Genomic DNA, 25,338 nt, shown 5'->3' on the forward strand with positions numbered 1-25,338 from the left:
GGAGCAAATGTCGACTCATTCACAAGTCGTCTTACCTCCTTGGTGACCAGGAAACTTCTAGACAAGGTCAGCGTGGCACCATGCCGACAGTCGGCGACTCTATGGCGTGTCGGGCGTTCGCAGCAACACAATCCGCCGGACCCGGCCCGATGTGTCGGCAATGAAACATCCCGCTGTCAAGGGCGTACGGCCGTCGCACGGCAGGTTTCACCGGTGTGCGAATCGGTCGAAGGGTTACGTTCGAGGCGAGTTGGCCGAGAGCCGCAAAGTGACCATACACACATCCGGCCGGACCTTGCGGGCAAGGTCCGGCCGGTCATGTGTGATTGACACGCCAAGTTGACGTATCGCCTTTACGAAAAGGTGACTTAGCGGCGAGGCTCAGCCGAGAAGCGTGCTCAGCTCCACGTGCTCCAGGCCGTGCGCCTGCGCGACCTCGCGGTAAACGACCTTGCCGTCATGGGTGTTGAGCCCCTTGGCCAGCGCGGGATCGCGGCGCAGCGCCTCCACCCAGCCCCGGTCGGCGAGTTCGACGATGTAGGGCAGCGTGGCGTTGGTCAGTGCGTAGGTCGAGGTGTTGGGGACCGCGCCGGGCATGTTGGCGACGCAGTAGAAGACCGAGTTGTGGACCGGGAAGGTCGGCTCCGCGTGGGTGGTCGGACGGGAGTCCTCGAAGCAGCCGCCCTGGTCGATGGCGATGTCGACAAGGACACTTCCGGGCTTCATCCTGGACACCAGCTCGTTGGTGACCAGCTTCGGGGCCTTGGCGCCCGGGATCAGGACGGCGCCGATGACGAGGTCCGCGTCGAGGCAGGCCTTCTCCAGCTCGAAGGCGTTGGAGACGACGGTCTGGATCTTCGTCCCGAAGGCGTTGTCCGCCTCCTTGAGCTTGTTGATGTCCTTGTCGAGCAGGGTCACGTGGAAGCCCATGCCGACGGCGATCTGCGCCGCGTTCCAGCCGGACACGCCGCCGCCGATGACGACCGCCTTGGCGGCCAGCACGCCGGGGACGCCGCCGGGCAGCACACCGCGGCCGCCGTTGGCGCGCATCAGGTGGTAGGCGCCGACCTGGGGGGCCAGCCGGCCGGCGACCTCGGACATCGGGGCGAGCAGCGGCAGCGCGCGGCTCGGCAGCTCGACGGTCTCGTAGGCGATCGCCGTGATGCCGGACTCGACGAGGGCGTCCGTGCACTCCTTGGAGGCGGCCAGGTGCAGGTAGGTGAAGAGGGTCTGGTCCTTGCGCAGGCGGTGGTACTCCTCCGCGATGGGCTCCTTGACCTTCAGCAGCAGGTCGGCGGTGGCCCACACCTCGTCGGCGGTCCCGAGGATCGTCGCGCCGGCGGCCACGTACTCCTCGTCCGTGATGGAGGAGCCGACACCGGCGTTGCGTTCGACGACGACCTGGTGCCCGTGGCGCACCAGTTCGTGCACACCGGCGGGGGTGATGGCCACCCGGAACTCGTTGTTCTTGACCTCGCGGGGGATGCCGACCTTCACGTCGATCACGGTCCTTGGCTCAGGGGGTGTGGGGGCACAGCACAAGACATTCCCGGAGGTATACGGCACACCGGGACGCACCGCAGGAGAAAGTGCGGCAGAGCCAGTCTAATGAAGGCGTTCCCCCTGTCTAGCCTTTCATTGCATCAATCTTCAGCAGATGCACTACGGATTTCGCAGGTGTTAGCGCCGTGTTCCGGCTTTTCCGGCTCCGGATCGCGGTCCGGGAGCCCTCGATCCGGGAGCTCCTCTCCCAGGATGCGCTCGGCCGCGCCCCGGTGCAGGCGGGCCGCCGTCGGGTCGCCGAGGCGCTCCAGGGTGTCGGCCAGCCTCAGCTGCACCGCGGCCTGCAGACGCGTGTCCTCGGCGCGCCTGGCCCACTCCACGGCCTCCTGGCAGGTGCGCAGCGATTCCGCGGGGCGCCCGGCGTACTCCTGGACCCTGGCCAGCTCGCTCAACGCCCGTGCGTGCGCGCCGACATCGCCGTTCTTGCGGTGCCCGGAGACGGCGGCCCGCCAGGCCCGCTGCGCCTCGCCGTAGCGGCCCGCGTAGGTGTGCGCGGTGGCGATGCGGCCGTAGAGGCGGGCGGCGTCCGGGCGCTCGTCCCGGGCCAGCCGCTGGGCGAGGGCCCGGCCGAACCAGTCGGCGGCCCGGTCGTAGTCCCCGAGCTCCAGGTGCGCGCCGCCTACGGATTCCATCGCGCGGCCGATCGCGTAGGGGTCGTTCGCCTCGCGTCCGGCGTCCAGCGCGGCCCGGTAGCGCACCAGCGCGGCGGCCGTGCGGCCGGTGCGGGCGTCCACGTCGGCGAGGTTCAGCAGGGCGGCGGCCTTCTCCCGGGGCAGCCCGCGGCGCTCGGCGACGTCCAGCACGAGCTGATGGACGCCGTACAGGTCGGTCGCGGCCGCCTGGGTGCCGAAGTGCGCGACCATCGCCCGGACCAGCTGGGACATCAGACGGCGGGCGAGGGTGTCCAGCTCCCCGTCGGCGACCGCGAGCCGGGCCGAGGCGAGCAGCGCCGGGCGGCGCGCGCTCAGCCACTCGGCGGCGGCGCGCGGGGTGGGGAAGCGCAGGGCGCTGGGCATGCCCTGGAGCTTCTCCCGGGCCTGGGGGTTGTCGGTCTCGGTGATGGCCCGGCAGGACTGCAGCAGCCGTACCGTGCGCTCCAGCATGCGGGCGCGGGCCAGCTGGAGCTCGGCCGGACGGTCGTGGACCTCGGCGGCGGCGCGCAGCAGGGGGTACAGACAGCCCGGTACCTCGTACTGGGGCAGCGGGGAGGGCACGGCCCGCAGCAGGCCGATGGCGGTGAGGTCGTCCAGGGTGGTGCGGGCGGCGCCGACCGAGCAGCCGGCCAGCGCGGAGGCGGTGTGCGGGTCGGCGAGGCCGGCCGGGGCGAGACTGAGCAGTCGCAGTATCCGGGCGGCCGGGGCGGGCAGCGCGGCGTGCACGAGCCGGAAGATCCGGCTGAGCGGGGTGCCCTCGTCGCCCTCCGCGTGGAGTTGCTTGGCGAGGTCGGCGACGGCCGCCTTGGGGCGGGCGGCGAGCCAGCCGCCGGCCAGGTTCAGCGCGGCGGGCTGGCCCTGGCAGGCCTCCACGAGGCCCTCGGCGGAGAGCGGGTCGACGGTGATGCGGACCGAGCCGGTGTAGCGGGTCAGCAGTTCGAGGGCGGACTTGGTGTCCAGGCCGCCCAGGGTGCAGGGGCGGACGTCCGCGATGCCGGTGAGCGGTCCGGCGGACACGGCGACGAGCAGGCACTCGGGGGTGTCGGGGAGCAGCGCGTCGACCTGTTCGGCGCCGGCCGCGTCGTCGAGCAGGAGCAGCACGCGCCGCTCGGCGAGGGCCTCGCGCAGGATGGCCGCCAGATCGTCCTCGTCGGCGCCGGGCGGGGTCGGCACGTCCAGCGCGGCGAGCAGCTCGCGGGCGGCGCGGTCGACCGGCACGGGGGTGCCGTCGGGCTCGGCGAGGCGGGCGCGCAGCACCCCGTCCCGGTAGCGGTCGGCTACCTGGCGGACGAGTTCCTCGGCCAGCGCCGTACGGCCGGAGCCGGGCCGGCCGGCGATGAGCAGGACCCGCGCGCGGGGGGCCTTCTTCCCGGAGATGGTGTCCAGCCCCGCGCGTTCGATGTCGGCGCGCAGCTCCTTCAACTCCCGGGTACGGCCCAGGAAATGGCCCTCTGTCGCAGCGTGTCCGGACAGCTGCACGCCGCCTGTGTCCACTGCCTGATCCGTCACGGGCCACACTCCCGTCCCACCGCACGCGCAAGCCCGCCGGGACTCCGGATCGGGCGATTCCAGAGCCTAGTTCACGCTCTGCGACGTTCCGGGAGGAGCACGGCGGGCCACGACCGAGACATCCCCCGATCGGATCAGCCGATGGTCACACCGGGCGGGGATCCGGCCCGCGGGGCGGCTTCACGCCTCGAACGGCCGGGCCGGCCAGGGCGCCTCCGCCGGGCGCAGCGCGTCGAGGCCGTCGCCGCCGCGCGCCGCGACCAGCGAGAGGACGCCCACGACGAGGCAGTTGCTGTGCAGCTCGCCCGCGAGCACCCCCCGGACGAGCTCTTCGACCGGCACGCGCGCGTACTCCATGTCGGCCTCCTCGTCCTCGACCTCGAAGCGCTCCCCTTCGGCCTCGGACAGGTTCCGGGCCAGGAAGACGCGTACGGACTCGTCGCAGCCGCCCGCGGTCGGGTACACGTCGGTCAGCACCCGCCAGTCCTCGGCCTTGACGTGGGCCTCCTCGTACAGCTCGCGCTCGGCCGCGTGCAGCGGGTTCTCGCCGGGCACGTCGAGCAGGCCGGCCGGGATCTCCCAGAGCTTGTGCAGCACGGGGTGGCGGTACTGCTTGATGAGCAGGACGCGGTCCTCGTCGTCGAGGGCGAGGACGGCCACGGAACCGGGGTGCACCTGGTAGTCCCGGCGGACCACCGAGCCGTCGGGCATGACCACCTCGTCCGTGCGGACGGAGGTCTTGTTGCCCACGAACGGGGTCTCGCTCGCCCGGATCTCCCACGCCTCGGGAGTGTCCTTGATCGTCATGCCCTCTGCCCTTCCACACATACGAACCACGTGTACAAACCACATGTACAAAACGAGACCGGCCGCAAAACCGGACGCGAAATCGACCGAAGACGAAAACCGGCCAAATAAAAAAGGAAAAAAGAAGCCGGGGCGCTCACCTTTGAAGGGATGCACCCCGGCCACCGTACAACTGGTGTGTTACTCGGAAGCCTTGCCCGCCTCGACCGTCCGCTGGACCGCCGCCTTCACCAGACCGGCGAACAGCGGGTGCGGCCGCGTGGGCCGCGAGCGCAACTCGGGGTGGGCCTGGGTGGCGACCAGATAGGGGTGGACGTCACGGGGGTACTCGACGTATTCGACCAGCTTGCCGTCCGGGGAGGTGCCGGAGAACTGGATGCCCGCCTTCTTCTCGAGCTCCGCGCGGTAGGCGTTGTTGACCTCGTACCGGTGCCGGTGCCGCTCCTCGACGTACTCCTTGCCGTCGTACACCTCACGGACGATGGAGCCCTCGGCCAGCTTGGCCGGATACATGCCCAGCCGCATGGTGCCGCCCATGTCACCCTCGCCGGCCACGATGTCGAGCTGCTCGGCCATGGTGGAGATGACCGGGTGGGCGGTGGCGGAGTCGAACTCGGTGGAGTTGGCGTCGGCGATGTCGGCCAGGCTGCGCGCCGCCTCGATCACGATGCACTGCAGGCCGAGGCAGAGGCCGAGCAGCGGGATCTTGTTCTCGCGGGCGTAGCGGATCGCGCCGACCTTGCCGAGCACGCCGCGGTCGCCGAAGCCGCCCGGGATGCAGATGCCGTCCACGTCGGCGAGCTGCGCCTTGGCTCCGGCCGGGGTCTTGCAGTCGTCGGAGGTGACCCACTTGATCTTCACGCGGGCCTTGTTGGCGAAGCCGCCGGCGCGCAGCGCCTCGGTGACCGAGAGATAGGCGTCCGGCAGGTCGATGTACTTGCCGACCAGGGCCAGGGTGATCTCGTGGTCGGGGTTGTGGACGCGGTCGAGCAGGTCGTCCCAGGTCGTCCAGTCCACGTCGCGGAACGGCAGGTCCAGCTTGCGGACGACGTAGGCGTCCAGACCCTCGCGGTGCACGGTCTTCGGGATGTCGTAGATCGAGCGGGCGTCGGGGCAGGCCACGACGGCGTCCTCGTCGACGTCGCACATCAGCGAGATCTTGCGCTTGATCGCGGTCGGCACCTCGCGGTCGCAGCGCAGCACGATCGCGTCTGGCTGAATACCGATGTTCCGAAGGGCGGCGACCGAGTGCTGGGTCGGCTTGGTCTTCAACTCGCCCGAGGGGCCGATGTACGGCAGGAGAGAGATGTGAACCACGAAGACGTTGTCCCGGCCGACCTCGTGCCGGACCTGGCGGACCGTCTCCAGGAACGGCAGCGACTCGATGTCGCCGACCGTGCCGCCGACCTCCGTGATCACGACGTCGACCTCGTCCGTCGCCATCCGGCGGATGCGGTGCTTGATCTCGTTGGTGATGTGCGGGATGACCTGGACGGTGTCGCCCAGGTACTCGCCGCGCCGCTCCTTGGCGATCACCGTGCTGTAGACCTGACCGGTGGTGACATTGGCGGAACCGTCGAGGTCACGGTCGAGGAAGCGCTCGTAGTGGCCGATGTCCAGGTCCGTCTCGGCACCGTCGTTGGTGACGAAGACCTCGCCGTGCTGGAAGGGGTTCATCGTGCCCGGGTCGACGTTCAGATACGGGTCGAGCTTCTGCATCACGACCCGCAGACCCCGCGCCTTGAGCAGCATGCCCAGGCTCGAGGCCGTCAGACCCTTGCCGAGCGAGGAGGCGACACCCCCGGTGACGAAGATGTGCTTGGTCGTCGTGGATTTGGGCGTCATGGCCAAGAGGGGGCTCCCGTGGTCGCGATTCGAGGGTGCGGTTCGGGGGCTTCGAGACCACCGGTCCACGGGCTACCAGGGTATCAGCGCCTCGGGGAGATGGCTTCCGGCCACGCTCCGCGCACGGGCCGCCACAGCAGGGCGCTCCGGCACCGGCTTCTCACCCGGTGCTCACCCGTTCGGCTCACCCACGTTGCCGAGAGCGGCACGCAGATCATCTACGTGCGTCGTATCCTGCTCGGACACTCGCTGCCGAGCCCGGCCGGTAAGACGGCACACCCCAGCCCGTATCCCACCGGAACAACGAGAGCTCGTCAGTTCGTTGAGCAATAATCGGCGTTTTGCCTATTCGGCTGAGCGGCTGCTTTGCTTCAGCGCTCAACGACGCATTACAAACGACCCCTTGACCGCACTAGCGACAGCCCCCGTTCCACACGGGGGTGACGTGGCCGTTCGACTGGAGTTGCACGTGGCCGGGCGCATCGAAGACTACGCACTCATCGGAGACATGCAGACCTCTGCCCTGGTCTGCCGTGACGGGACAGTGGACTGGCTGTGCCTGCCCCGCTTCGACTCGCACGCGATCTTCGCCGGTCTGCTCGGCACGGAGGAACACGGCTTCTGGCGCCTCGGCCCCGCGCACGCCGCGGACGCCAAACCGCCGACGTCCGCCCGGCGCACCTACCGGGGCGACTCGCTGATCCTGGAGTCCGAGTGGGACACCCCGCGCGGCACGGTCCGGGTCATCGACTTCATGCCGCCCCGTGACGGCGCGCCCCAGCTGATCCGGATCGTCGAGGGCGTCTCGGGCCGCGTCCCGATGCGCTCCACCCTGCGGATGCGCTTCTCCTACGGCCGGGTCGTCCCCTGGGTGCACAAGCACGAGGGCCGCACGGTGGCCGTCGCGGGCCCCGACTCGGTGTGGTTCGACACCGACTGCGAGACCTACGGCAAGTCGCTGACGACCTACGCCGACTTCACCGTCGCCCCCGGCGACCGGATCGCGTTCACGATCTCGTGGGAGCCCTCGCACAAGCAGCCGCCCCCGCTGCCGGAGCCCGAGCAGTCGCTGCAGGCCACCGAGGACTTCTGGCGCGAGTGGGTCGAGCACTGCACGTACCACGGCCCCTACCGCGAGGCCGTGATCCGCTCGCTCATCACGCTCAAGGCCCTGACGTACGCCCCCACCGGCGGCATCGTCGCCGCGCCGACGACCTCCCTCCCGGAGGACATCGGCGGCGTCCGCAACTGGGACTACCGCTACACCTGGCTGCGCGACGCGGCCATCACCCTGTCCTCGCTGCTGCGCACCGGCTACCGCGAGGAGGCCCGCGCCTGGCGCGAGTGGCTGCTGCGCGCGGTCGCCGGCGACCCCGAGAACCTGCAGATCATGTACGGCATCGCGGGCGAGCGCGAGCTGGGCGAGGCCGAGCTGGACTGGCTGCCGGGCTACGAGAACTCCGGCCCGGTCCGGGTCGGCAACGGCGCGGCCCACCAGCTCCAGCTGGACGTCTACGGCGAGGTCACCGAGGCCCTCCACCTGGGCCATATGACGGGCCTCGCCCGCAACGACTACGCCTCCCTGCTCCAGCTCAAGCTGATCCGCTACCTGGAGCGGCACTGGGACGAGCCGGACGAGGGCATCTGGGAGGTGCGCGGCCCGCGCCGCCACTTCGTGCACTCCAAGGTCATGGCCTGGGTCGCGGTCGACCGCACGATCAAGCTCATCGAGTCCGGCGACGCCGACGGCCCGCTGGAGCGCTGGCGCGAGCTGCGCGACGACATCCACCGGGACGTGTGCGAGAAGGGCTACGACAAGGAACGCAACACGTTCACCCAGTCCTACGGCTCGAAGGAACTGGACGCGTCCCTGCTGCTCATCCCCCAGATGGGCTTCCTGCCGCCGGACGACAAGCGGGTCATCGGCACCATCGAGGCGATCCAGCGCGAGCTGTCCACCGAGGACGGCTTCATCCTGCGCTACCCCACCTCGGGCGGCGAGGAGGGCGTCGACGGCCTCCCCGGCGACGAGGGCGCGTTCCTGGCCTGCTCGTTCTGGATGGCGGACGACCTCGCGATGATCGGCCGGGTGGACGAGGCCCGCAAGCTCTTCGAGAAGCTGCTCTCGCTGCGCAACGACCTCGGTCTGCTCGCCGAGGAGTGGGACCCGCGCCTGCAACGCCAGGTCGGCAACTTCCCGCAGGCCTTCAGCCACGTCCCCCTGATCGACACGGCACTGCGCCTGACGGCATCCGGCGCCTACGGCGGCTGAACACGAGCGCCCCGAAGGGGCGCGGGGCGCTGACATATGCGGCTCCGCCGCGCGGGCGCGACCAGCCACGACGGCGCCGCAGCAAAACGACGGCAGATCGCGGCACCCCCAGCGGAGCGCTTAGGCTGGATAGGTCACAGCCCCTGTACGAAAGGGGGCGCCCCATGGCCTCCCCGTCGAAAGCGGGCGCGGCGTTGGCCGCGCTGCGCGAGGATCTCGTCGGCGACGTGTTCGCCCCGCAGGATCCCGGTTACGACGAGGCCCGGGCGGTGTTCAACGCCATGGTCGACCGCCGTCCGGCCGTGATCGCCCAGTGTGTGGACGAGTCCGACGTCGTGCGGTCGGTGCGCTTCGCCCGTGACCTCGATCTGCCGATCGCGGTGCGCGGCGGCGGGCACAGCGTCGCCGGCATGGCCCTGGGCGACGGGGCCGTGGTGGTGGACCTGCGCCACATGCGCGCGGTCACCGTCGACCCCGCCGCCGAGGCGGTGCGGATCGCGGGCGGGGCCACGATGAGCGACCTGGACCACGCCTGCCGGCCGCACGCCCTCGCCACGACCGGCGGCCGGGCCTCCACCACCGGCGTCGGCGGCTTCGTCCTGGGCGGCGGCACCGGCTGGCTGGACCGCTGCTTCGGCCTCGCGGTCGACAACCTCCTCGGCGTCGAAGTGGTCACCGCCGACGGCCGACGCATCCACGCGAGCGCCGACGACCATGCCGACCTGTTCTGGGCGCTGCACGGCGGCGGCGGAAACTTCGGCGTCGCCACCGCGCTCACCCTGAAGCTGCACGAACTGCCCGAGTTCTCCATCGCGCTGCTGCTGTACCGGCCGGAGTTCGGCCCCGAGGTCACCCGCACCTACCGGGACGTGATCACGGCGGGCCCCGACGAAGCGAGCGGCGCGATGCTCTATCTCTGCGGCCCGCCCGCGGACTTCGTCCCGCCGCACCTCGTCGGCAGCCTGCTGTGCGGTGCGCTGCTCACGTACGCCGGCGGCGAGGACGACCTGCGCAAGCTGGCCCAGCCGCTGCTGGCGCTGCCGCACGAGGCGGCGGTCGTCGGCGCGATGCCGTACGTGGACGTGCAGTGCATGCTCGACGACCCGCCGGGCATGCGGAACTACTGGTCGGCGGAGTACCTGACCGGCGCGCCCGACGACTACGTGGACGTCTACTGCGCCCGCGGGGAGTCCCTGCCCGTGCCGTCGGGCACCCTGCACGCGCTGTTCCCGCAGGGCGGGGCGATCGCGGCCGGACCGCACGAGTACCCGGTCCCCTACCGGGACGCGCCGTGGGGCGTGCACCCCTTCGGGCTCTGGGAGCACCCGGCCGACGACGCGCGCTGCGTCCAGTGGGTCCGGGACGTGCGGGCCGACGCCCGGCCGTGGAGCACGGGCGCGGTCTACCTCAACTTCATCGGCGACGAGGGCGCCGACCGGGTCGTGGCCGGCGTGGGCGCCGAGAACGCCCGGCGGCTCGCGGACGTGAAGCGGTCCTACGACCCCGACAACGTGTTCCGCTTCAACCACAACATCAGGCCGGCCTAGGGCCCGTCCGACCCGTTGCGGGGATGCTGCCGGAACGTCTGCGCAGGTAGCGTCCGCTGCATGGACAGCCGTACGGAGCACGGATTCGCCGGCCGGGGCGCCGGCATCACGGTGCGGCGCGCGCTGGAGCTGCCCGGACTGCGCAGCGGGCTCCCCGAGATCCTCGCGGGCGGCGACCGGCTGGACCGCACGGTGCGCTGGGTGCACGCGGGCGAGGTCCCGCACATCGCCTCCCTGCTCAAGGGCGGTGAGCTGCTGCTGACCACGGGCTACGGCCTCGGCACCCGTCCGGCCGAGCAGCGGGCGTTCGTGCGCACCCTGGCCGAGCGGGGCATCGCGGCCCTGGTGATCGAACTGGGCCCGCGTTTCACCCGGCTGCCCGCGTCCCTGGTGGAGACGGCGCGCACGACCGGGCTCCCGCTCGTCCAACTGCACCGCGAGGTCCCGTTCGTGGCGGTCACGGAGGAGGTCCACACCGAGATCGTCAACGGCCACTACGCGCTGCTGCAGCAGGCGGAGGAGGTGCACCGGCGCTGCACCGAAGCGCTGCTCGGCGGCGGCGGGATCCCGCAGGTGCTGGGCATCCTGGCCGACTTCAGCGGCAACCCGGTGTTCCTGGAGACGACCGACGGCCGGCTCCTGTACGCGGCCGGGGCCGGTCCGGAGGGCGCGGATCCGCTCCAGGTGTGGGAGGGGCTGCGCGGCCCGCACAAGGACGTGCCGCCGCCCGCCGGTTCGGTGCTGGTGGACGTGCCCGGGGGCGGGCCGGGGGCGGGTTCGGTGCGCGCCCGGCTCGTGCTGCTGCCGGTGCGCGCCCCGCTCGCACCCGTGCACCGGATCGCCGCCGAGCGGACGGCCCAGATCCTCGCCGTGGTGCTGATGCAGGCCCGTCAGGAGGAGGAGCTCGCGGCGCGTGGGCGGGGCGACTTCCTGACCGACCTCGCCGAGGGCCGGATCGCCGCCCAGGACGCTCCGGCGCAGGCGCGCGTCCTCGGCTTCCGGCCGGGCGCCGGCCCGCTGCTCCCGGTCGTCATGCGGCTGGCGGACGGCCCCTCCGCGGGCGGGGGCTGGGCGGTGCTGGCCCGGGCGGTCGCGGAGGAGCTGGCGTCGCTGGGCATGCCGGTGCTGCTGGGCGTGCGGCCGGTGGAGGGCCGGGTGCCGGTGCTGCTGGGGCTGCGCTCGGAGTCGGAGCGGTCGGCGGTCGCGGACCGGGTCGGGGCCGCGCTGCGGGCCGGGGTGGAGCGGGCCGGGATGCGGCGGCCGGGAGCGCAGCCGCCGGTGGTGGTGGTCGGGGTCGCGGGCGGCTGGGCGGCCGCCTCGGCGGGTCTCAGACACGCGGCGGAGACGGCGACCGCCGCACAGGGCCTGCCGGACCGCCCCTGGTACGACGCCCGGCGTCTGGACATCGACCTGCTGCTGTGGCGGCTGCGCGAACACCCGGATCTGGCGGCCTTCGTGGACCGCGCGATCGGCCCGGTCCGCGACCACGACCAGCGCTCCAAGCCGCCCCTGCTGCCCACCCTGGAGACCTATCTGGCGCATGCCGGCCGCAAGGCGGAGACCGCCCGCGAACTGCATCTCAACCGCCAGACGCTGTACAACCGCCTCGCCCGCATCGGCGAGTTGCTCGGCACCGACCTCGACGACCCGCAGACGGTCCTGGCGCTGAGCCTGGCCCTGCGCGCCCGCCGACACGTACCGTGACCGGCCTGGGTCGGGTCGGGTCGGCTCAGATCATGGGCCGGGGCCGGGTCAGCTCGTCGTAGACGCTGAGCACCTGGGCGACCGTCTCGTCCTCGGTGGGCCAGGTCGCCGCCTGCCGACTGCCCAGGTCCCGCAGCAGCTCGGACCGTTCGGGATCGCAGAGCAGTCGTTCGACGGCGGCGGCGAAGGCCTGCGCGTCGTCCGGCGGCACCAGTTCGGCCGCGTCGCCGACGAGTTCGCGGATGCCGCCCGCCAGGGCCGCGACGAGCGGCACCCGCGCGTGCAGGGCCTCCTGGGCGAGGACCGAGCGGGACTCCCCGCCGCCGGGCAGCAGCGCGAGGTCGGCGGCGGTGAGCAGATCGCTCACGTCGTCCCGCCGTCCGACGAGCCGGATCGGCAGCTCCTCGTCCTCGATACGGCGTTGCAGCTCCGCCCGCTGCGGCCCCTCCCCCGCGATCACCAGCAGGGGCGCGGGGTCCAGCCGCCGCCACGCGCGCGAGGCGTCCAGCAGCAGGTCGTAGCCGCGGTGCCGGTCCAGCGAGCCGACCGCCATGAGCAACGGGCGGTCGACGGCTCCGAGTTCGGCCCGCATCTTCGGGGGCGGCAGCTCGGACTCCTCGGCGCCCTCGCCCCGGCCGGGCCCGGGCAGCGCCACGGCGGCGAGCCGCGCGTCGCGGGCGCCCGTCCGGCGGGCCCGGTCGACCAGGTCGGAGGTGGTGCCGAGGACCACCGCGGCCGTCCGCGCGACCCGCCGCTCCAGCAGCCGCAGCAGATGGGCGCGGGCGCCCTCGGCATGCGCGCGGTTGTGCCAGGTGACGACAAGCGGGGTGCGTCGGCCGCTCAGCGCGAGGACGGCGCGGAAGGAGGCGTGCAGCCCGTGCGCGTGGACCAGGTCGGCGTCCGTGCAGGCCGCCCGGAGCGCCGCGACGGACCCCGGGTCGCTGCTACGCGGCACGTGCACGTGTTCGGCTCCGGCGCCCGTGAAGTCGTAGGTGTGATCGGCCTCCGCAGGGGCGCACACGGTCACCCGTACGCCCCGAGCGACCAGCCCCGAGGCCAGGGAGCGCACGTGCGCGCTGCTGCCGGCGTTGCCGCCGCCCAGCACCTGCACGGTGCGCAGCGACGACTGGCCGTGCGGTGAGTGGCTGCTCACGTGGCCGGGGCTCCTGGTTCGGCGTCGGACGGTCACGAAGAAACGTACAGAGGGGACCGTGCGGAGGGGTGGACCGCTGACGTTCCTCCACGTACTACGCCCAAGGATGCCAGCACGCACGGGTGTTCCGTGCCGCCCAGCCCCCACCCACCCAACGACACACCCCCCTGCACCACCCACACGGGTGAAGGACATCAGGGTTCCGTTCGAATACCCGAGCCCCGTCCGACCATCCCGAGCGTTCGCCCCGTCCGCGCCGCCCGGGTCCCGCCGCGTCGTCGCCGCCGGCGGTCCGCGCTAGCCGTCCGCGCGAGCCGTTGCCAGGAGCTCTTCTGCGTGGGCTCGGGCCGTTTCGGAGTCCTCCTGGCCTGCGAGCATCCGGGACAGTTCGCGGATCCGGTCCTCGCCCTCCAGGACCTTCACGCCGGACCGGGTCACCGACCCGTCGTTGGTCTTCTCCACCAGCAGCTGCCGGTCGGCGAAGGCGGCGACCTGCGGCAGGTGGGTGACGACCACGACCTGCGCGCTCTTCGCGAGCTTCGCGAGCCGCCGTCCGATCTCGACGGCCGCCTTGCCGCCGACGCCCGCGTCGACCTCGTCGAAGAGGTACGTCGGCACGGGGTCCGTCCCCGCGAACACCACCTCGACGGCGAGCATCACGCGCGAGAGCTCACCGCCGGACGCGCCCTTGGCGATGGGCCGCGGCGGCGCGCCCGGGTGCGGGGCGAGCAGCAGCTCGACCTCGTCCGCGCCAGCCGGACCGTAGGCGACCGCGCGGCCGCCGACCTCCACGCCCTCCGGGTCCTCGGTCTGGCGGATGTCGAACGACACGCGCGCGTGCGGCATCGCGAGGGACGCAAGCTCTGCCGTCACCGCGGCCGCAAACCTCGCGGCGGCCTCCGTGCGCGCGTCCGTCAGCGCCTGTGCCAGCCCGCCGAGTTCGGCGCGCAGGGCGTCCCGTTCGGCGGTCAGCTCGTCGATGCGCTCGTCGTCGCCGTCCAGCTCGGTGAGCCGGGCGGCGCTCTGCTCGGCCCAGGCGAGGACGGAGTTCACATCCTGGCCGTACTTGCGGGTGAGCGCGGTGAGCGCGGCCCGCCGCTCCTCGACGGCCGACAGCCGCAGCGGATCGGCGTCGAGGTCGTCGGCGTACCCGGCGAGCTCGCCCGCCACATCGCCCAGCAGGATCCCGAGCTCCCCGAGCCGGTCGGCGAGCGCGGCCAGCGCCGGATCGTGCGACCTGACGGTCTCCAGGGCCCGCTGCGCCCCCGCGACGAGCGTGGCGGCGTCGATGCCCTCGGGATCCTCCGGGTTGCCGGCCAGCGCGGCGTGCCCGGCCGTCGCGGCGGACGACAGCGCCTCCGCGTGCCCGAGCCGCTCGGCCTCCTCCGACAGCTCCACGTCCTCCCCGGCACGCGGTTCGACCCCGGCGATCTCGTCGAGCCCGAAGCGCAGCATGTCGGCCTCCTGGGCCCGCTCACGCGCGCGCGTGACGATCTCCTCCAGCTCGACGGCCACGGCCCGCAGCCGCCGGTAGGCCTCGCTGTACTTGGCGAGCGGCACGGTCACCGCGTCGCCCGCGTACCGGTCGAGCGCCTGCCGCTGCCGGGACTGTTTCAGCAGCCCCTGCTGGTCGGTCTGCCCGTGCACCGCCACCAGTTCGTCGGCGAGCTCGGCGAGCACGCTCATGGGCACGCTCCGCCCGCCCACGTGCGCCCGTGACCGCCCCTCGGCGGAAACGGTCCGACTGATGAGCAACGCCCCGTCGTCGAGCTCGGCCCCGGCCTCCTCGGCCCGGACGACCACCGAGGCGCCCGCGGGCACGCTGATGCGCCCCTCCACGACCGCCTTCTCGGCGCCGATCCGCACGAGCGCCGGGTCCGCGCGCCCGCCCAGCAGCAGCCCGAGGCTGGTGACCACCATGGTCTTGCCCGCACCCGTCTCACCCGTGACGGCGGTGAAGCCGGGCGACAGCTCGACGACCGCGTCGTCGATGACTCCGAGCGACCGTATCCGCATCTCCTCCAACACGGACACGACCTTACGAGGTCGGGGGGCGGGAGTGCGACGCCCCCCGCCCCCACAGCGAGAACCGGCAGGTGGGCGAAAGCGGAGGGCCTTCACTTATCACCCACCCGAGTGCACTCGCCCCGCCCGCGCAGGGTTGCTAATGCCGCGCGCCGCGCCACCCCGAGATGGGCAGCGCGAACTTCGCGACCAGCCGGTCGGTGAAGGAGGCGTGGTGCAGCCGCGCCAGCCGCACCGGGACGCTGCCCCGCCGCACCTCGACCCGGGCCCCCGGAGGCAGCTCGAAGGTCCGCCGCCCGTCGCACCACAGGACACCCGGCGGAATGTGCGGCAGCAGCTCCACGGCGAGCACCGAGTTCGGCGAGGTCACCAGCGGCTTCGCGAACAGCGCGTGCGCGCTGATCGGCACCATCAGCAGCGCCTCGACCTCGGGCCACACCACCGGCCCGCCCGCCGAGAACGCGTAGGCGGTGGACCCGGTCGGGGTCGACAGGACGATCCCGTCGCACCCGAAGCCGGTGACCGGCCGCCCGTCGATCTCCAGCACGACCTCCAGCAGCTTCTCGGCGCCCGCCTTCTGCACGGCCGCCTCGTTCAGCGCCCAGTCGGTGTGCACGATGTCGCCGTTGCGGTGCACGACCACGTCGACGGTCATCCGCTCCTCGACCTCGTACGCCTTCGTCACCACCCGGTCGACGACCTTGTCGAGGTCGTCCCGCTCGGCCTCGGCGAGGAAGCCGACGCTCCCGAGGTTGACGCCGAGCATGGGCACCCCGGACGCCCGCGCGAACTCCGCGCCGCGCAGCAGCGTGCCGTCACCGCCCAGGACGATGAGCAGCTCGCAGCCCTCCAGGCACTGCGGGGTGGCCTCGGAGACCAGCTCCACCTCGTCCGGCAGCGGCAGATCGGCGGCCTCGTACTCCAGTACGCGCACCCCGATGCCCTCGCGCAGCAGCCCCTTGACCACCAGTTCGGCGCTGCGAATGGCCGCGGGCCGCCCGGTGTGGGCGAGCAGGAACACAGTACGAGCTCGGTTCAGCGTCAACGCGGCCCCTCCGCAACTGCACGGTCGACATCGGCCGGGTCGAGGGCAGGCGCCCCCGCCCGGAGCCACAGAAAGTACTCGACATTGCCCGACGGCCCGGGCAGCGGGCTGGCGGTGACACCCTTCACGCCGAGCCCCAGCTCCCACGCCTTCCCGGCCACGCCCCGCACGGCCTCCGCCCGCAGCTGCGGACTCCGTACGACCCCTCCGCTGCCGAGCCGTTCCTTCCCCACCTCGAACTGCGGCTTGACCATCATCACCAGGTCCGCGTCCGGCCCGGCGCACCGGGCCAGGGCGGGCAGCACCAGCCCCAGCGGGATGAAGGACAAGTCCCCCACGACAAGATCCACAGGCTTCCCATCGATCGCTTCAAGCGTCAACTCGCGTACGTTCGTACGGTCCTTGACGGTGACGCGTTCATCGCTCTGCAGAGACCAGGCGAGTTGTCCGTATCCGACGTCCACGGCGACCACGTGCACCGCACCCGCCCGCAGCAGCACATCGGTGAACCCGCCGGTGGACGCGCCGGCGTCGAGCGCCCGCCGCCCCTCCACCACGAGCCCCTGCGGCACGAAGACCTCCAGCGCGCCGGCCAGCTTGTGGCCGCCACGGGACACGTAGTCGGGGTCGTCGTCATCGACGGCGACGACGATCGCGGCCGCCGTCTCCACCTGCGTGGCGGGCTTCGTCGCGACGGTCCTGCCGACGGAGACCCGCCCGGCGGCGATCAGCTGGCCCGCGTGCTCGCGCGAGCGCGCGAGCTTCCGGCGGACCAGCTCCGCGTCCAGACGGCGACGTGCGACTCCTGCCACGTTCGGTTCAGCTCCTAGTGCCGTACGAGGTCGGGGGCGCCGGAGGTCCCGGGCGGGCGTCGAGCGCGGTGAGCGCGTCGCGCAGCCCCCGGTGTACATCCTCGTACACCTGGAGATGTCCGTCCGTGGCGAGGTGGTCCGCGTCGGCCAGCCGCTCCAGCTGCGCGTCCACCTCGGCGTTGCCGGTGGCGACACGCGCGACGGCCAGCGGGGCGGGAGCGGCGGGGTCGTGCTCCGGCTCCCGCGCCTCGGCCACGGCCTCCGTCCCGGTCCCCGCACCCGTCTGCGGCACTGTGTCGCTCATGCCCAGACGCTACCGCGAACCCCTGGGGTACCGTCGGTCACGATGGCCACGATCGAGGAGTGCCGTGCCGCACTCGAGAAGCTCTCCGCCAATATGCAGGGCGCCGAAGGCGACGTCCGGACGGCCGCCGCCATGGACCGTTCGGTGAGCTGCCGGATCACCGACCTGGACGTCACGTTCGTCGGCCGGATGACCGGCGGCCGGATCGTGGTCCACGACACCCTCCAGGGGCCTCCGCCGGAGAAGGCCCAGATCAGGCTGACCATGACCGGCGACGACCTGGTCGCGCTGGTCGCCGGCGAACTGAACTTCGCCAAGGCGTGGGGCTCGGGGCGGGTGAAGCTGGAGGCCGGCCTCAGGGACCTGTTCCAGCTCAGGAAGCTTCTTTAGCGACCACGCGCGCGCGTGCCTTGCGGGCCGCCGGCACCACCAGCGGCGTCCCGGTCTCCGGGTCGTCGATGACCTGGCAGCGCAGCCCGAAGACCTCCTCCACCAGCCCGGCCGTGACGACGTCCGCGGGCGCGCCCTGCGCGATGACCTCGCCGTCCTTCAGCGCGACCAGATGCGTGGCGTACCGCGCCGCGTGGTTGAGGTCGTGCAGCACGGCGACCAGCGTGCGCCCCTGCTCCTCGTGCAGTTCCGCGCACAGGTCCAGGACGTCGATCTGGTGCTGGATGTCGAGATACGTCGTCGGCTCGTCGAGCAGCAGCAGCGGGGTCTGCTGGGCGAGCGCCATCGCGATCCACACCCGCTGACGCTGGCCGCCGGACAGCTCGTCGACGAACCGGTCGGCGAGCTCGGCGACCCCGGTCTGCGCCATCGACTCCCCCACCACCCGCTCGTCCTCGGACGACCACTGCCGCAGGATTCCCTGGTGCGGATACCGGCCGCGGCCGACGAGGTCGGCGACGGTGATCCCCTCGGGCGCGATGGACGACTGCGGCAGCAGCCCCAGCGTCCGCGCCACCTTCTTCGCGGGCATCGACTGGATGACCTGCCCGTCCAGCAGCACCCGGCCCTGGCTCGGCTTCAGCATCCGCGACAGCGCCCGCAGCAGCGTCGACTTGCCGCAGGCGTTCGGGCCGACGATCACGGTGAAGGAGTTGTCCGGTATCTCCACCGACAGCTGTTCGGCTATGACCCGCTGGTCATAGGCGAGGGTGACATTCTCGGCGGACAGGCGGTTCACGGTGCTCCTCTTGATGTTCAGCCCATTGCTTGCAGGGGTGGCGCGGCTCATATCCGTCCCGCCTTGCGCTCGGTGACCAGCAGCCACAGCAGGTAGACCCCGCCGAGCACACCGGTGACCACGCCCACGGGCAGCTGCCCGTCGCCGAAGAGCCGCTGCGAGCCCCAGTCGGCGATGACCAGCAGGGCGGCGCCCATGCACAACGACGGTACGAGATTCGGCCCGGGCGACCGGGTCAGCCGCCGGGCGAGCTGCGGCGCGGTGAGCGCCACGAAGCTGACGGGACCCGCCGCGGCGGTCGCGGCCGCGGTGAGCAGCACGGCGGCGACCATCAGCAGCAGCCGTACGCGCTCCACCCGCACCCCCAGCGCGTGCGAGACGTCGTCGCCCATCTCCATCATCCGCAGCCCGCGCGCGTTGGCGAGGACGAGCGGCACCAGGACGCAGGCCAGCGCGAGCAGCGGCCAGACCTGCTTCCAGTCCCGCCCGTCGAGGGTGCCGGTCATCCACACGACCGCGCGGGCCGCGTCCACGAAGTCCGCCTTGGTCATCAGGTAGCCGTTGACGGCCGTCGCGACGGCCGAGACACCGATGCCGACGAGCACCAACCGGTACCCGTGCACCCCCCGCTTCCACGCCAGCAGATAGATGAGGGCCCCGGTCACCAGGCCGCCCACCAGCGCGCCGACGGTCACCTGCGCGGCGCTCCCGGAGAACAGCACGATCATCACCAGCGCGCCGGCCGTCGCGCCCTGCCCGAGCCCCAGCACGTCCGGACTGCCCAGCGGGTTGCGCGACACGGCCTGGAACAGCGCCCCGCCGAGCCCCAGCGACGCCCCGACGAGCAGCCCCACGAGGACCCGCGGCAGCCGCAGTTCGTTGACGATGAACTCCTGCCCGGCATTGCCGTCGCCGAGCAACGTCTTCACGACGTCGCCGGCCGGGATCGGGAAGTCGCCGGTGCCGATCAGCACGACGCTCGCGGCGAGCGCGGCGACCACCAGCAGCAGGACGACGATCAGCGCCCGCGGGTCCAGCCGGACGGACAGCCCACCCGGGGTACGCACCGCACGAGGGGAGTTCCGGACGGTCTTCTGTGCGCTCTTCACAGCTGGGCCGTCCTCCGCCGTCGTACGAGAAAGATGAAGACCGGGCCGCCGATGATCGCGGTGATGATGCCGACCTGCACCTCGGAGGGCCGGGCGACGACCCGGCCGATGACATCGGAGCCCAGCAGCAGCACCGGCGACAGGACGGCCGCGTACGGCATGATCCAGCGCAGGTCGGGACCGGTGAACGAGCGGACGATGTGCGGGACCATCAGCCCGACGAACACGATCGGCCCGCACGCGGCGGTCGCCGCCCCGCACAGCACGGTCGCGGCGAGCATCGACAGCGCCCGGGTCCGGTTGAGGTTCGCGCCGAGCGCCTTGGCCGTGTCGTCGCCCATGGCCACCGCGTTCAGCGGCCGGGCGAGAGCGAACGCGAGGAGCGTGCCGACCGCCAGGAAAGGCAGCACCTGCCAGATGGTCTCGTCGGTAGCCGTCGACAGCGAACCCACCGTCCAGAAACGCATCCGGGAGAGCGCCGCGTCATCCATGATCATCACGGCCTGGAGGTAGCCGTAGAGCGCGGCGCTGATCGCGGTGCCGGCGAGCGCGAGCCGCACCGGCGTGGCCCCCCGGCTGCCGCCGAGGAACCAGACCAGCGCGCCGACGGCGGCCGCCCCGAAGAAGGCGAACCACACATAGCCGCTCAGGCTCGTGACGCCGAAGTAGGTGATGGCGGTGACGACGGCGGCCGAGGCGCCCGCGTTGATGCCGAGCAGACCGGGGTCGGCCAGTGGATTGCGCGTCAGCGCCTGCAGCACGGCCCCCGACAGGCCCAGCGCCGCCCCGACGAGCATTCCCAGCACGGTCCGCGACAGCCGCTCGTCGACGACGACGTCCGCGTACGTCCCCGAGTCCTCGAACAGCCCGTGCCAGACCTGTGCGACGGACAGTTCCTTGGCCCCGATGGCGATGCTCGCCACGGCCACCGCCAGCAGGATCGCCAGGGCGGCAAGCAACCCGACGGAACGTGGCGCCCATCGGTTCGGGGGCGCGGAGGCGGTCTCCGCGCGCTGTTCGGGAACACTGTCGACCAACACGCAGTTAGGTTAGCCTACCCTCCCAATCCACCTCATCCCTGGTCACGACCGCTGCCGGCCCAGCCGGTCCGCAGGTCGAGGGCGACAGGTTCAGGGCGGCAGGTTCGGGCGGCAGGTTCGGGCGGCAGGAACCCTCGTCACAGCCCCAGCCGCGCCAGCGCCTTCCCGCCGTCCAGCCCACAGGCCCCGTCCCCGGCCGCCGTCCAGGCCGCCGCGCACAACGCCCGCAGCCCGTCCAGGGCCTCGCCGTCCCCGGCCAGCTCCAGAGCCTCCGCCCCCGCGCTCGCCGTCCACCCGCCGCACCGGAACCCAGCGCCCTCCGCGACGACTTCCGGCTGCCCGGTGAGCAGCCCGCGCAGATCGCTGTCGACATAGGTCGGCCGGTGCTGCGGCGGCGCGGCGAGCAGCTGTGCGCCGTCGGTGACACCGGTGAGGACGAGCAGCGAGTCGACCTCCCCGTTGAACGCGCCCTCGATGTCCGTGTCCAGCCGGTCCCCGACGACCAACGGCCGCTCGGCGCCCGTCCGCAGGATCGTCTCCCGGTGCATCGGCGGCAGCGGCTTGCCCGCCACCTGCGGCTCGGCCCCGGTCGCGATCCGCACGACCTCCACCGCGGCCCCGTTGCCCGGCGCGATCCCCCGCCCGCTGGGAATCGTCAGATCCGTGTTGGACGCGAACCACGGCACCCCGCGCGCGACGGCGTAGGACGCCTCCGCGAACCGCCCCCACGGCAGATCCGGACCGCCGAACCCCTGCACCACCGCCGCCGGATCGTCGTCCGCCGACTCCACCGGCACGAGCCCCCGCTCCCGCAGCGCCACCCGCAACCCCTCCCCGCCGATCACCAGCACCCGCGCCCCCGCCGGAACCTGCTCACTGATCAGCCGCGCCACGGCCTGCGCCGAGGTGATGACGTCCTCAGCCCCGGTCGGTATCCCCAGCTCGGTGAGGTGCTCGGCGACCGTGCCGGGCGTCCGCAGCGCGTTGTTGGTCACATACGCAAGACGCATTCCGCCGGCCCGCGCGACGGCCAGCGACTCGACCGCGTGAACGATCGCGTTCCCGCCCGCGTACACCACCCCGTCCAGATCGAGCAGCGCCGTGTCGTACGCCTCGCTCAGGGCCTGCCCACTGCCCTCGGGCCTCGTCCTGACGCTCCGGCTCATTGCACATCGCTCCTCGTTCGGTCCGCTTTCCCCCGATCATCCCGCATGCCACTGACAGAGGTACGCCCACATGTCCGACCCGTACGATGCCGGGATGAACACAGCAGGTCACTCGGAAGCAACGGCGCCCCGAGGCCTGGAACTCACCCCGTTCCGAGGCCTGCGCTACGACCCCGACCGGGTCGGAAGCCTCGCCGCCGTCACCTCGCCGCCGTACGACGTCGTCGTACGCCCGGACGGCCTGCACCACCTCCAGGACGCGGACCCGTACAACATCGTCCGCCTGATCCTCCCGCAGGCGACCACCCCCAGCGCCCGCACCGAACAGGCCGCCGACACCCTGCAACGCTGGCTGTCCGAGGGCGTCCTGACGGCCGACCCCGAGCCCGCCCTGTACGTCTACGAGCAGCGGCACGCGGACGGCATGCTCCAGCGCGGCCTCATCGGCGCCCTGCGCGTCTCGGAACCCTCGGAGGGCATCGTCCTCCCCCACGAGGACGTCATGCCGCACGTCGTCGCGGACCGCGCGGCCCTGATGCGCGCCACCTACGCGAACCTAGAACCCCTCCTCCTCACGTACCGGGGCAACGGCGCCACGGCGGAGATCGTGGACCGCACGGCCGACCGGCCCCCGTTGCTCTCCACCACCACGGAGGACGGCTACAGCCACCGCCTCTGGGCGATCACCGACCCCGCCGACACGGCCCGCGTCCAGGAGGACCTCGCCCACCACCAGGCCCTCATCGCCGACGGCCACCACCGCTGGGCGACCTACCTCCGCCTCCGTGCCGAGCACCCCTCCCCCAGCCCCTGGGACCACGGCCTGGTCCTCCTGGTCGACACCGTCCGCTACCCCCTGCGCGTCCGCGCCATCCACCGCCTGCTGCACGGCCTGCCCGTCGCGGACGCCCTGGCCGCGCTCGACGGCCGGTTCCGCGTCCGGCACCTGGAGCTCCCCCTCCCGCAGGCCCTCGAAGCCCTGGCGGACGCCGCCCGCGCGGGCAACGCCTTCCTCCTGGCCGGCGACGGCGCCTTCCACCTCGTCGACCGCCCCGACCAGGCCCTCCTCGACCGCACCGTCCCCACCGACCGCCCGGACGCCTGGCGCACCCTGGACGCGACGGTCCTGCACGCCACCCTCCTCGACCACATCTGGCACATCCCCGAGGACGACCCCACCCGCATCGCCTACATCCACGACACGGCGGCAACCGTCCGCAAGGCCCGACGCGACGGCGGAACCGCGGTCCTGCTCCACCCCGTCCACGAGGACGTCGTCCGCGACCTCGCCCGACAGGGCGTCACCATGCCCCGCAAGTCGACGTCGTTCGGCCCGAAACCGGCCTCGGGCCTGGTCCTGCGCGCACTCGACGCCTGAACGCACGAAGGGGCGGGACCCGGTGAACCGGATCCCGCCCCTTGCACCTACGTCAGTCCTCGTCGCGCTCGACCTTCGCCTCAGCCACGTCCTCGACGACGGCCGCGTCGCCCCCGTCGGTCTCGCTGCCGCTGCCGCTGTCACCCCTGTCGTCCAGGGCGTCGACGAAGTCCACCCCGTCCAGCTCGGCAAGCCGGTCGGAGGCGTCCGTGCTGCCGTCCCGGTCCGCCTCGACGGCCTTGGCGAACCACTCCCGCGCCTCGTCCTCACGCCCTGCGGCGAGCAGCGCGTCGGCGTACGCGTACCGCAGCCGCGCGGTCCACGGCTGGACGGAGCCGGCAGCCAGCTCGGGGCTCTGCAGCGTCACGATGGCCGCGTCCAGCTGCCCCATGTCGCGCCGGGCGCCGGCCGCGACGAGCCGCATCTCGACCTGGCCGGCCTTGTCGAGCTTGTTCACCTCGGGTGCGCCGGCCATGTCCAGCGCCTTCTCCGGCCGGCCGAGCCCACGCTCGCAGTCGGCCATGACGGGCCACAGCTCCACGCCGCCGCTCATCCGCCGCGCAGCCCGGAACTCGGCGAGCGCCTCGCTGTACTTCTGGTTGGCGTACGCCGCGAACCCGGCCGCCTCACGCACGGCGGCGACACGCGAAGCCAGCCGCAGAGCCACCTTCGAGTACCCGTAGGCGCCCTCGGGGTCCTCGTCGATCAGCCGGGCGACCATCACCAGGTTCTTGGCGACGTCATCGGCAAGCGTCTTGGGCAGGCTCTGCAGCTCCTGCCGTACGTCCTTGTCGATCTCCTCGCCGGTGACGTCCTCCGGGATCGGCAGCCGCTTGATCGGCTCGCGGTCACGATCCCGCTCGTCACGGAACCGCCCACCGCCACCACGCCGGTCGTCGCGCCGGTCATCCCGACGGTCGTCGCGCCCGTCCCGCCCACGGAAGCCACCGGGCCGCCCACCACGGTCGTCCCGACGGGGCCCACGCGCATCCCGGTCATCCCGCCCACGGAAGCCCCCGCGCTCACCCCGGCTGTCATCCCGCCGCACATAACCACCGGGACCATCGCTCCGCCGATCGTCACGCCGGTCATCCCGACGATCGTCCCGCCGAACGTAGCCCCCACCACGGTTGTCGTCCCGCCGATCGTCACGGCGGTCATCGCGCCGGTCGTCCCGGCGGAAGGGAGGACGCTCGTCACGGCGGTCGTCACGACGGAACGCGGGACGGTCACCACCACGGTCGTCGCGACGCGGACCACGATCACCATCACGCCGATCATCACGCTGGAACGCCGGACGAGACCCACGATCATCACGACGCGGGCCACCACCACGACTGTCATCGCGACGGAAACCACCACGATCACCACCACGGTCACGGTCGTCGCGACGATCGTCCCGCCGAACGTAGCCCCCACCACGGTTGTCGTCCCGCCGGTCATCCCGGCGGTCATCGCGCCGGTCGTCTCGACGGAAGGGGGGACGCTCGTCACGGCGGTCGTCACGACGGAACGCGGGACGGTCACCACCACGGTCGTCCCGACGCGGCCCACGATCACCATCACGACGATCGTCGCGACGATCATCACGCCGGAAGCCACCACCACGGTTGTCATCGCGGCGGAAACCACCACGATCACCACGGTTGTCGTCCCGCCGGTCGTCACGGCGGTCATCGCGCCGGTCGTCCCGGCGGTCGTCCCGGCGGAAGGGAGGACGCTCGTCACGGCGGTCGTCACGACGGAACGCGGGACGGTCACCACCACGGTCGTCGCGACGCGGACCACGATCACCATCACGCCGATCATCACGCTGGAACGCCGGACGAGACCCACGATCATCACGACGCGGGCCACCACCACGACTGTCATCGCGACGGAAACCACCACGATCACCACCACGGTTGGCACCGCGGTCGCCACGGTCCCCACTGTCCCGTCGCCGCTGGTCGCGCTCCGGTCGGTCGTCGGGAGAGTTGGTGGACATCGGTGACTCCTGTCTTCGGTACCGCAAACATTCTCGCGCAACCGGCTACCCGGCGCGCTCCAGAAAAGCAAAAAAGGACCCTTGGTCCCAGCTGAACGCTGGGACCAAGGGTCCTTCCAAAGATTGTTCGGCGGCGTCCTACTCTCCCACAGGGTCCCCCCTGCAGTACCATCGGCGCTGTAAGGCTTAGCTTCCGGGTTCGGAATGTAACCGGGCGTTTCCCTCACGCT

General features: G+C 72.2%; 20 protein-coding genes and 1 rRNA gene. 5 read left to right on the forward strand and 16 right to left on the reverse strand.

What is annotated here, in order from left to right; all coding sequences use genetic code 11:
• Window positions 1-381: 381 nt before the first annotated feature.
• The 4 genes from ald to ACWCPF_RS24015 form a co-directional block, all read right to left on the reverse strand.
• Window positions 382-1,506 carry an alanine dehydrogenase gene (gene ald / locus ACWCPF_RS24000; RefSeq protein WP_451047109.1) on the reverse strand — a complete coding sequence of 375 codons (1,125 nt, stop codon included), beginning with the start codon at window positions 1,504-1,506 and terminating at the stop codon, window positions 382-384.
• Window positions 1,507-1,643: 137 nt separating this feature from the next.
• Window positions 1,644-3,725, reverse strand: a complete 2,082-nt coding sequence (locus ACWCPF_RS24005; protein WP_451047110.1) for a tetratricopeptide repeat protein — start codon at window positions 3,723-3,725, stop codon at window positions 1,644-1,646.
• A 180-nt stretch (window positions 3,726-3,905) separates the two neighbouring features.
• On the reverse strand, window positions 3,906-4,532 hold the full coding sequence (locus ACWCPF_RS24010; protein WP_451047111.1) for an NUDIX domain-containing protein: 627 nt from the start codon (window positions 4,530-4,532) through the stop codon (window positions 3,906-3,908).
• Between the two features lie 180 nt (window positions 4,533-4,712).
• Window positions 4,713-6,377 (reverse strand): CTP synthase, encoded by a 1,665-nt coding sequence (locus ACWCPF_RS24015; protein ID WP_451047112.1) that lies wholly within the window; start codon window positions 6,375-6,377, stop codon window positions 4,713-4,715.
• 469 nt (window positions 6,378-6,846) lie between these two features.
• Here ACWCPF_RS24015 and ACWCPF_RS24020 point away from each other — a divergent pair, with 469 nt between their 5' ends.
• The 3 genes from ACWCPF_RS24020 to ACWCPF_RS24030 all read left to right on the forward strand — a co-directional run bounded on the left by ACWCPF_RS24020 (window position 6,847) and on the right by ACWCPF_RS24030 (window position 11,900).
• Window positions 6,847-8,649 (forward strand): glycoside hydrolase family 15 protein, encoded by a 1,803-nt coding sequence (locus tag ACWCPF_RS24020; RefSeq protein ID WP_451047130.1) that lies wholly within the window; start codon window positions 6,847-6,849, stop codon window positions 8,647-8,649.
• A gap of 164 nt (window positions 8,650-8,813) precedes the next feature.
• Entirely contained in the window at window positions 8,814-10,196 is a 1,383-nt protein-coding gene (locus tag ACWCPF_RS24025) for an FAD-binding oxidoreductase (RefSeq protein ID WP_451047113.1), read from the forward strand.
• Window positions 10,197-10,256: 60 nt separating this feature from the next.
• Window positions 10,257-11,900, forward strand: coding sequence for a PucR family transcriptional regulator (locus ACWCPF_RS24030; protein ID WP_451047114.1), 1,644 nt, complete (start codon window positions 10,257-10,259; stop codon window positions 11,898-11,900).
• A gap of 25 nt (window positions 11,901-11,925) precedes the next feature.
• On the opposite strand, the gene ACWCPF_RS24035 is transcribed toward ACWCPF_RS24030, so the two are convergent.
• The 5 genes from ACWCPF_RS24035 to ACWCPF_RS24055 all read right to left on the reverse strand — a co-directional run bounded on the left by ACWCPF_RS24035 (window position 11,926) and on the right by ACWCPF_RS24055 (window position 17,239).
• Window positions 11,926-13,053 carry a glycosyltransferase family 4 protein gene (locus tag ACWCPF_RS24035; RefSeq protein ID WP_451047115.1) on the reverse strand — a complete coding sequence of 376 codons (1,128 nt, stop codon included), beginning with the start codon at window positions 13,051-13,053 and terminating at the stop codon, window positions 11,926-11,928.
• A gap of 297 nt (window positions 13,054-13,350) precedes the next feature.
• Window positions 13,351-15,069, reverse strand: a complete 1,719-nt coding sequence (gene recN / locus ACWCPF_RS24040; RefSeq protein WP_451047131.1) for a DNA repair protein RecN — start codon at window positions 15,067-15,069, stop codon at window positions 13,351-13,353.
• A 148-nt stretch (window positions 15,070-15,217) separates the two neighbouring features.
• Complete coding sequence (locus tag ACWCPF_RS24045) at window positions 15,218-16,123, reverse strand: NAD kinase (RefSeq protein WP_451047116.1); 906 nt, start codon at window positions 16,121-16,123, stop codon at window positions 15,218-15,220.
• Window positions 16,120-16,935, reverse strand: coding sequence for a TlyA family RNA methyltransferase (locus tag ACWCPF_RS24050; protein ID WP_451047117.1), 816 nt, complete (start codon window positions 16,933-16,935; stop codon window positions 16,120-16,122). Before ACWCPF_RS24050 ends, ACWCPF_RS24045 begins: the two co-directional genes overlap by 4 nt.
• A 7-nt stretch (window positions 16,936-16,942) precedes the next feature.
• The gene (locus ACWCPF_RS24055) at window positions 16,943-17,239 is read right to left on the reverse strand and encodes a hypothetical protein (protein WP_451047118.1); all 297 of its coding nucleotides are present in this window, start codon (window positions 17,237-17,239) and stop codon (window positions 16,943-16,945) included.
• 42 nt (window positions 17,240-17,281) lie between these two features.
• Between ACWCPF_RS24055 and ACWCPF_RS24060 the strand changes: the two genes are divergently transcribed.
• Entirely contained in the window at window positions 17,282-17,629 is a 348-nt protein-coding gene (locus ACWCPF_RS24060) for an SCP2 sterol-binding domain-containing protein (protein WP_451047119.1), read from the forward strand.
• Here ACWCPF_RS24060 and ACWCPF_RS24065 read toward each other — a convergent pair.
• The 4 genes from ACWCPF_RS24065 to ACWCPF_RS24080 all read right to left on the reverse strand — a co-directional run bounded on the left by ACWCPF_RS24065 (window position 17,613) and on the right by ACWCPF_RS24080 (window position 21,743).
• A complete protein-coding gene (locus ACWCPF_RS24065) occupies window positions 17,613-18,479 on the reverse strand; it encodes an ABC transporter ATP-binding protein (RefSeq protein WP_451047120.1) in 867 nt (288 codons plus the stop codon). The two genes, ACWCPF_RS24060 and ACWCPF_RS24065, sit on opposite strands and share 17 nt — an antisense overlap.
• Window positions 18,476-19,537: a FecCD family ABC transporter permease gene (locus ACWCPF_RS24070; protein WP_451047121.1), complete on the reverse strand. Its 1,062-nt coding sequence runs from the start codon at window positions 19,535-19,537 to the stop codon at window positions 18,476-18,478. The genes ACWCPF_RS24065 and ACWCPF_RS24070 overlap by 4 nt, the downstream gene beginning before the upstream one ends.
• Complete coding sequence (locus ACWCPF_RS24075) at window positions 19,534-20,577, reverse strand: FecCD family ABC transporter permease (protein WP_451047122.1); 1,044 nt, start codon at window positions 20,575-20,577, stop codon at window positions 19,534-19,536. Before ACWCPF_RS24075 ends, ACWCPF_RS24070 begins: the two co-directional genes overlap by 4 nt.
• A gap of 137 nt (window positions 20,578-20,714) precedes the next feature.
• Complete coding sequence (locus ACWCPF_RS24080; protein WP_451047123.1) at window positions 20,715-21,743, reverse strand: HAD hydrolase-like protein; 1,029 nt, start codon at window positions 21,741-21,743, stop codon at window positions 20,715-20,717.
• Window positions 21,744-21,837: 94 nt separating this feature from the next.
• Here ACWCPF_RS24080 and ACWCPF_RS24085 point away from each other — a divergent pair, with 94 nt between their 5' ends.
• Window positions 21,838-23,121 (forward strand): DUF1015 domain-containing protein, encoded by a 1,284-nt coding sequence (locus ACWCPF_RS24085; RefSeq protein ID WP_451047124.1) that lies wholly within the window; start codon window positions 21,838-21,840, stop codon window positions 23,119-23,121.
• A 52-nt stretch (window positions 23,122-23,173) separates the two neighbouring features.
• Here the strand turns inward: ACWCPF_RS24085 and ACWCPF_RS24090 are convergent, their stop codons facing one another.
• From ACWCPF_RS24090 to rrf, 3 genes are all read right to left on the reverse strand, one after another.
• On the reverse strand, window positions 23,174-23,950 hold the full coding sequence (locus ACWCPF_RS24090) for a tetratricopeptide repeat protein (protein WP_451047132.1): 777 nt from the start codon (window positions 23,948-23,950) through the stop codon (window positions 23,174-23,176).
• A complete protein-coding gene (locus ACWCPF_RS24095; RefSeq protein ID WP_451047133.1) occupies window positions 23,842-25,179 on the reverse strand; it encodes a hypothetical protein in 1,338 nt (445 codons plus the stop codon). Before ACWCPF_RS24095 ends, ACWCPF_RS24090 begins: the two co-directional genes overlap by 109 nt.
• Before the next feature lie 54 nt (window positions 25,180-25,233).
• A 5S ribosomal RNA gene (gene rrf / locus ACWCPF_RS24100) occupies window positions 25,234-25,338 on the reverse strand; the annotation flags it as partial.

The sequence above is a fragment of the Streptomyces sp. NPDC001858 genome, from assembly GCF_053594615.1.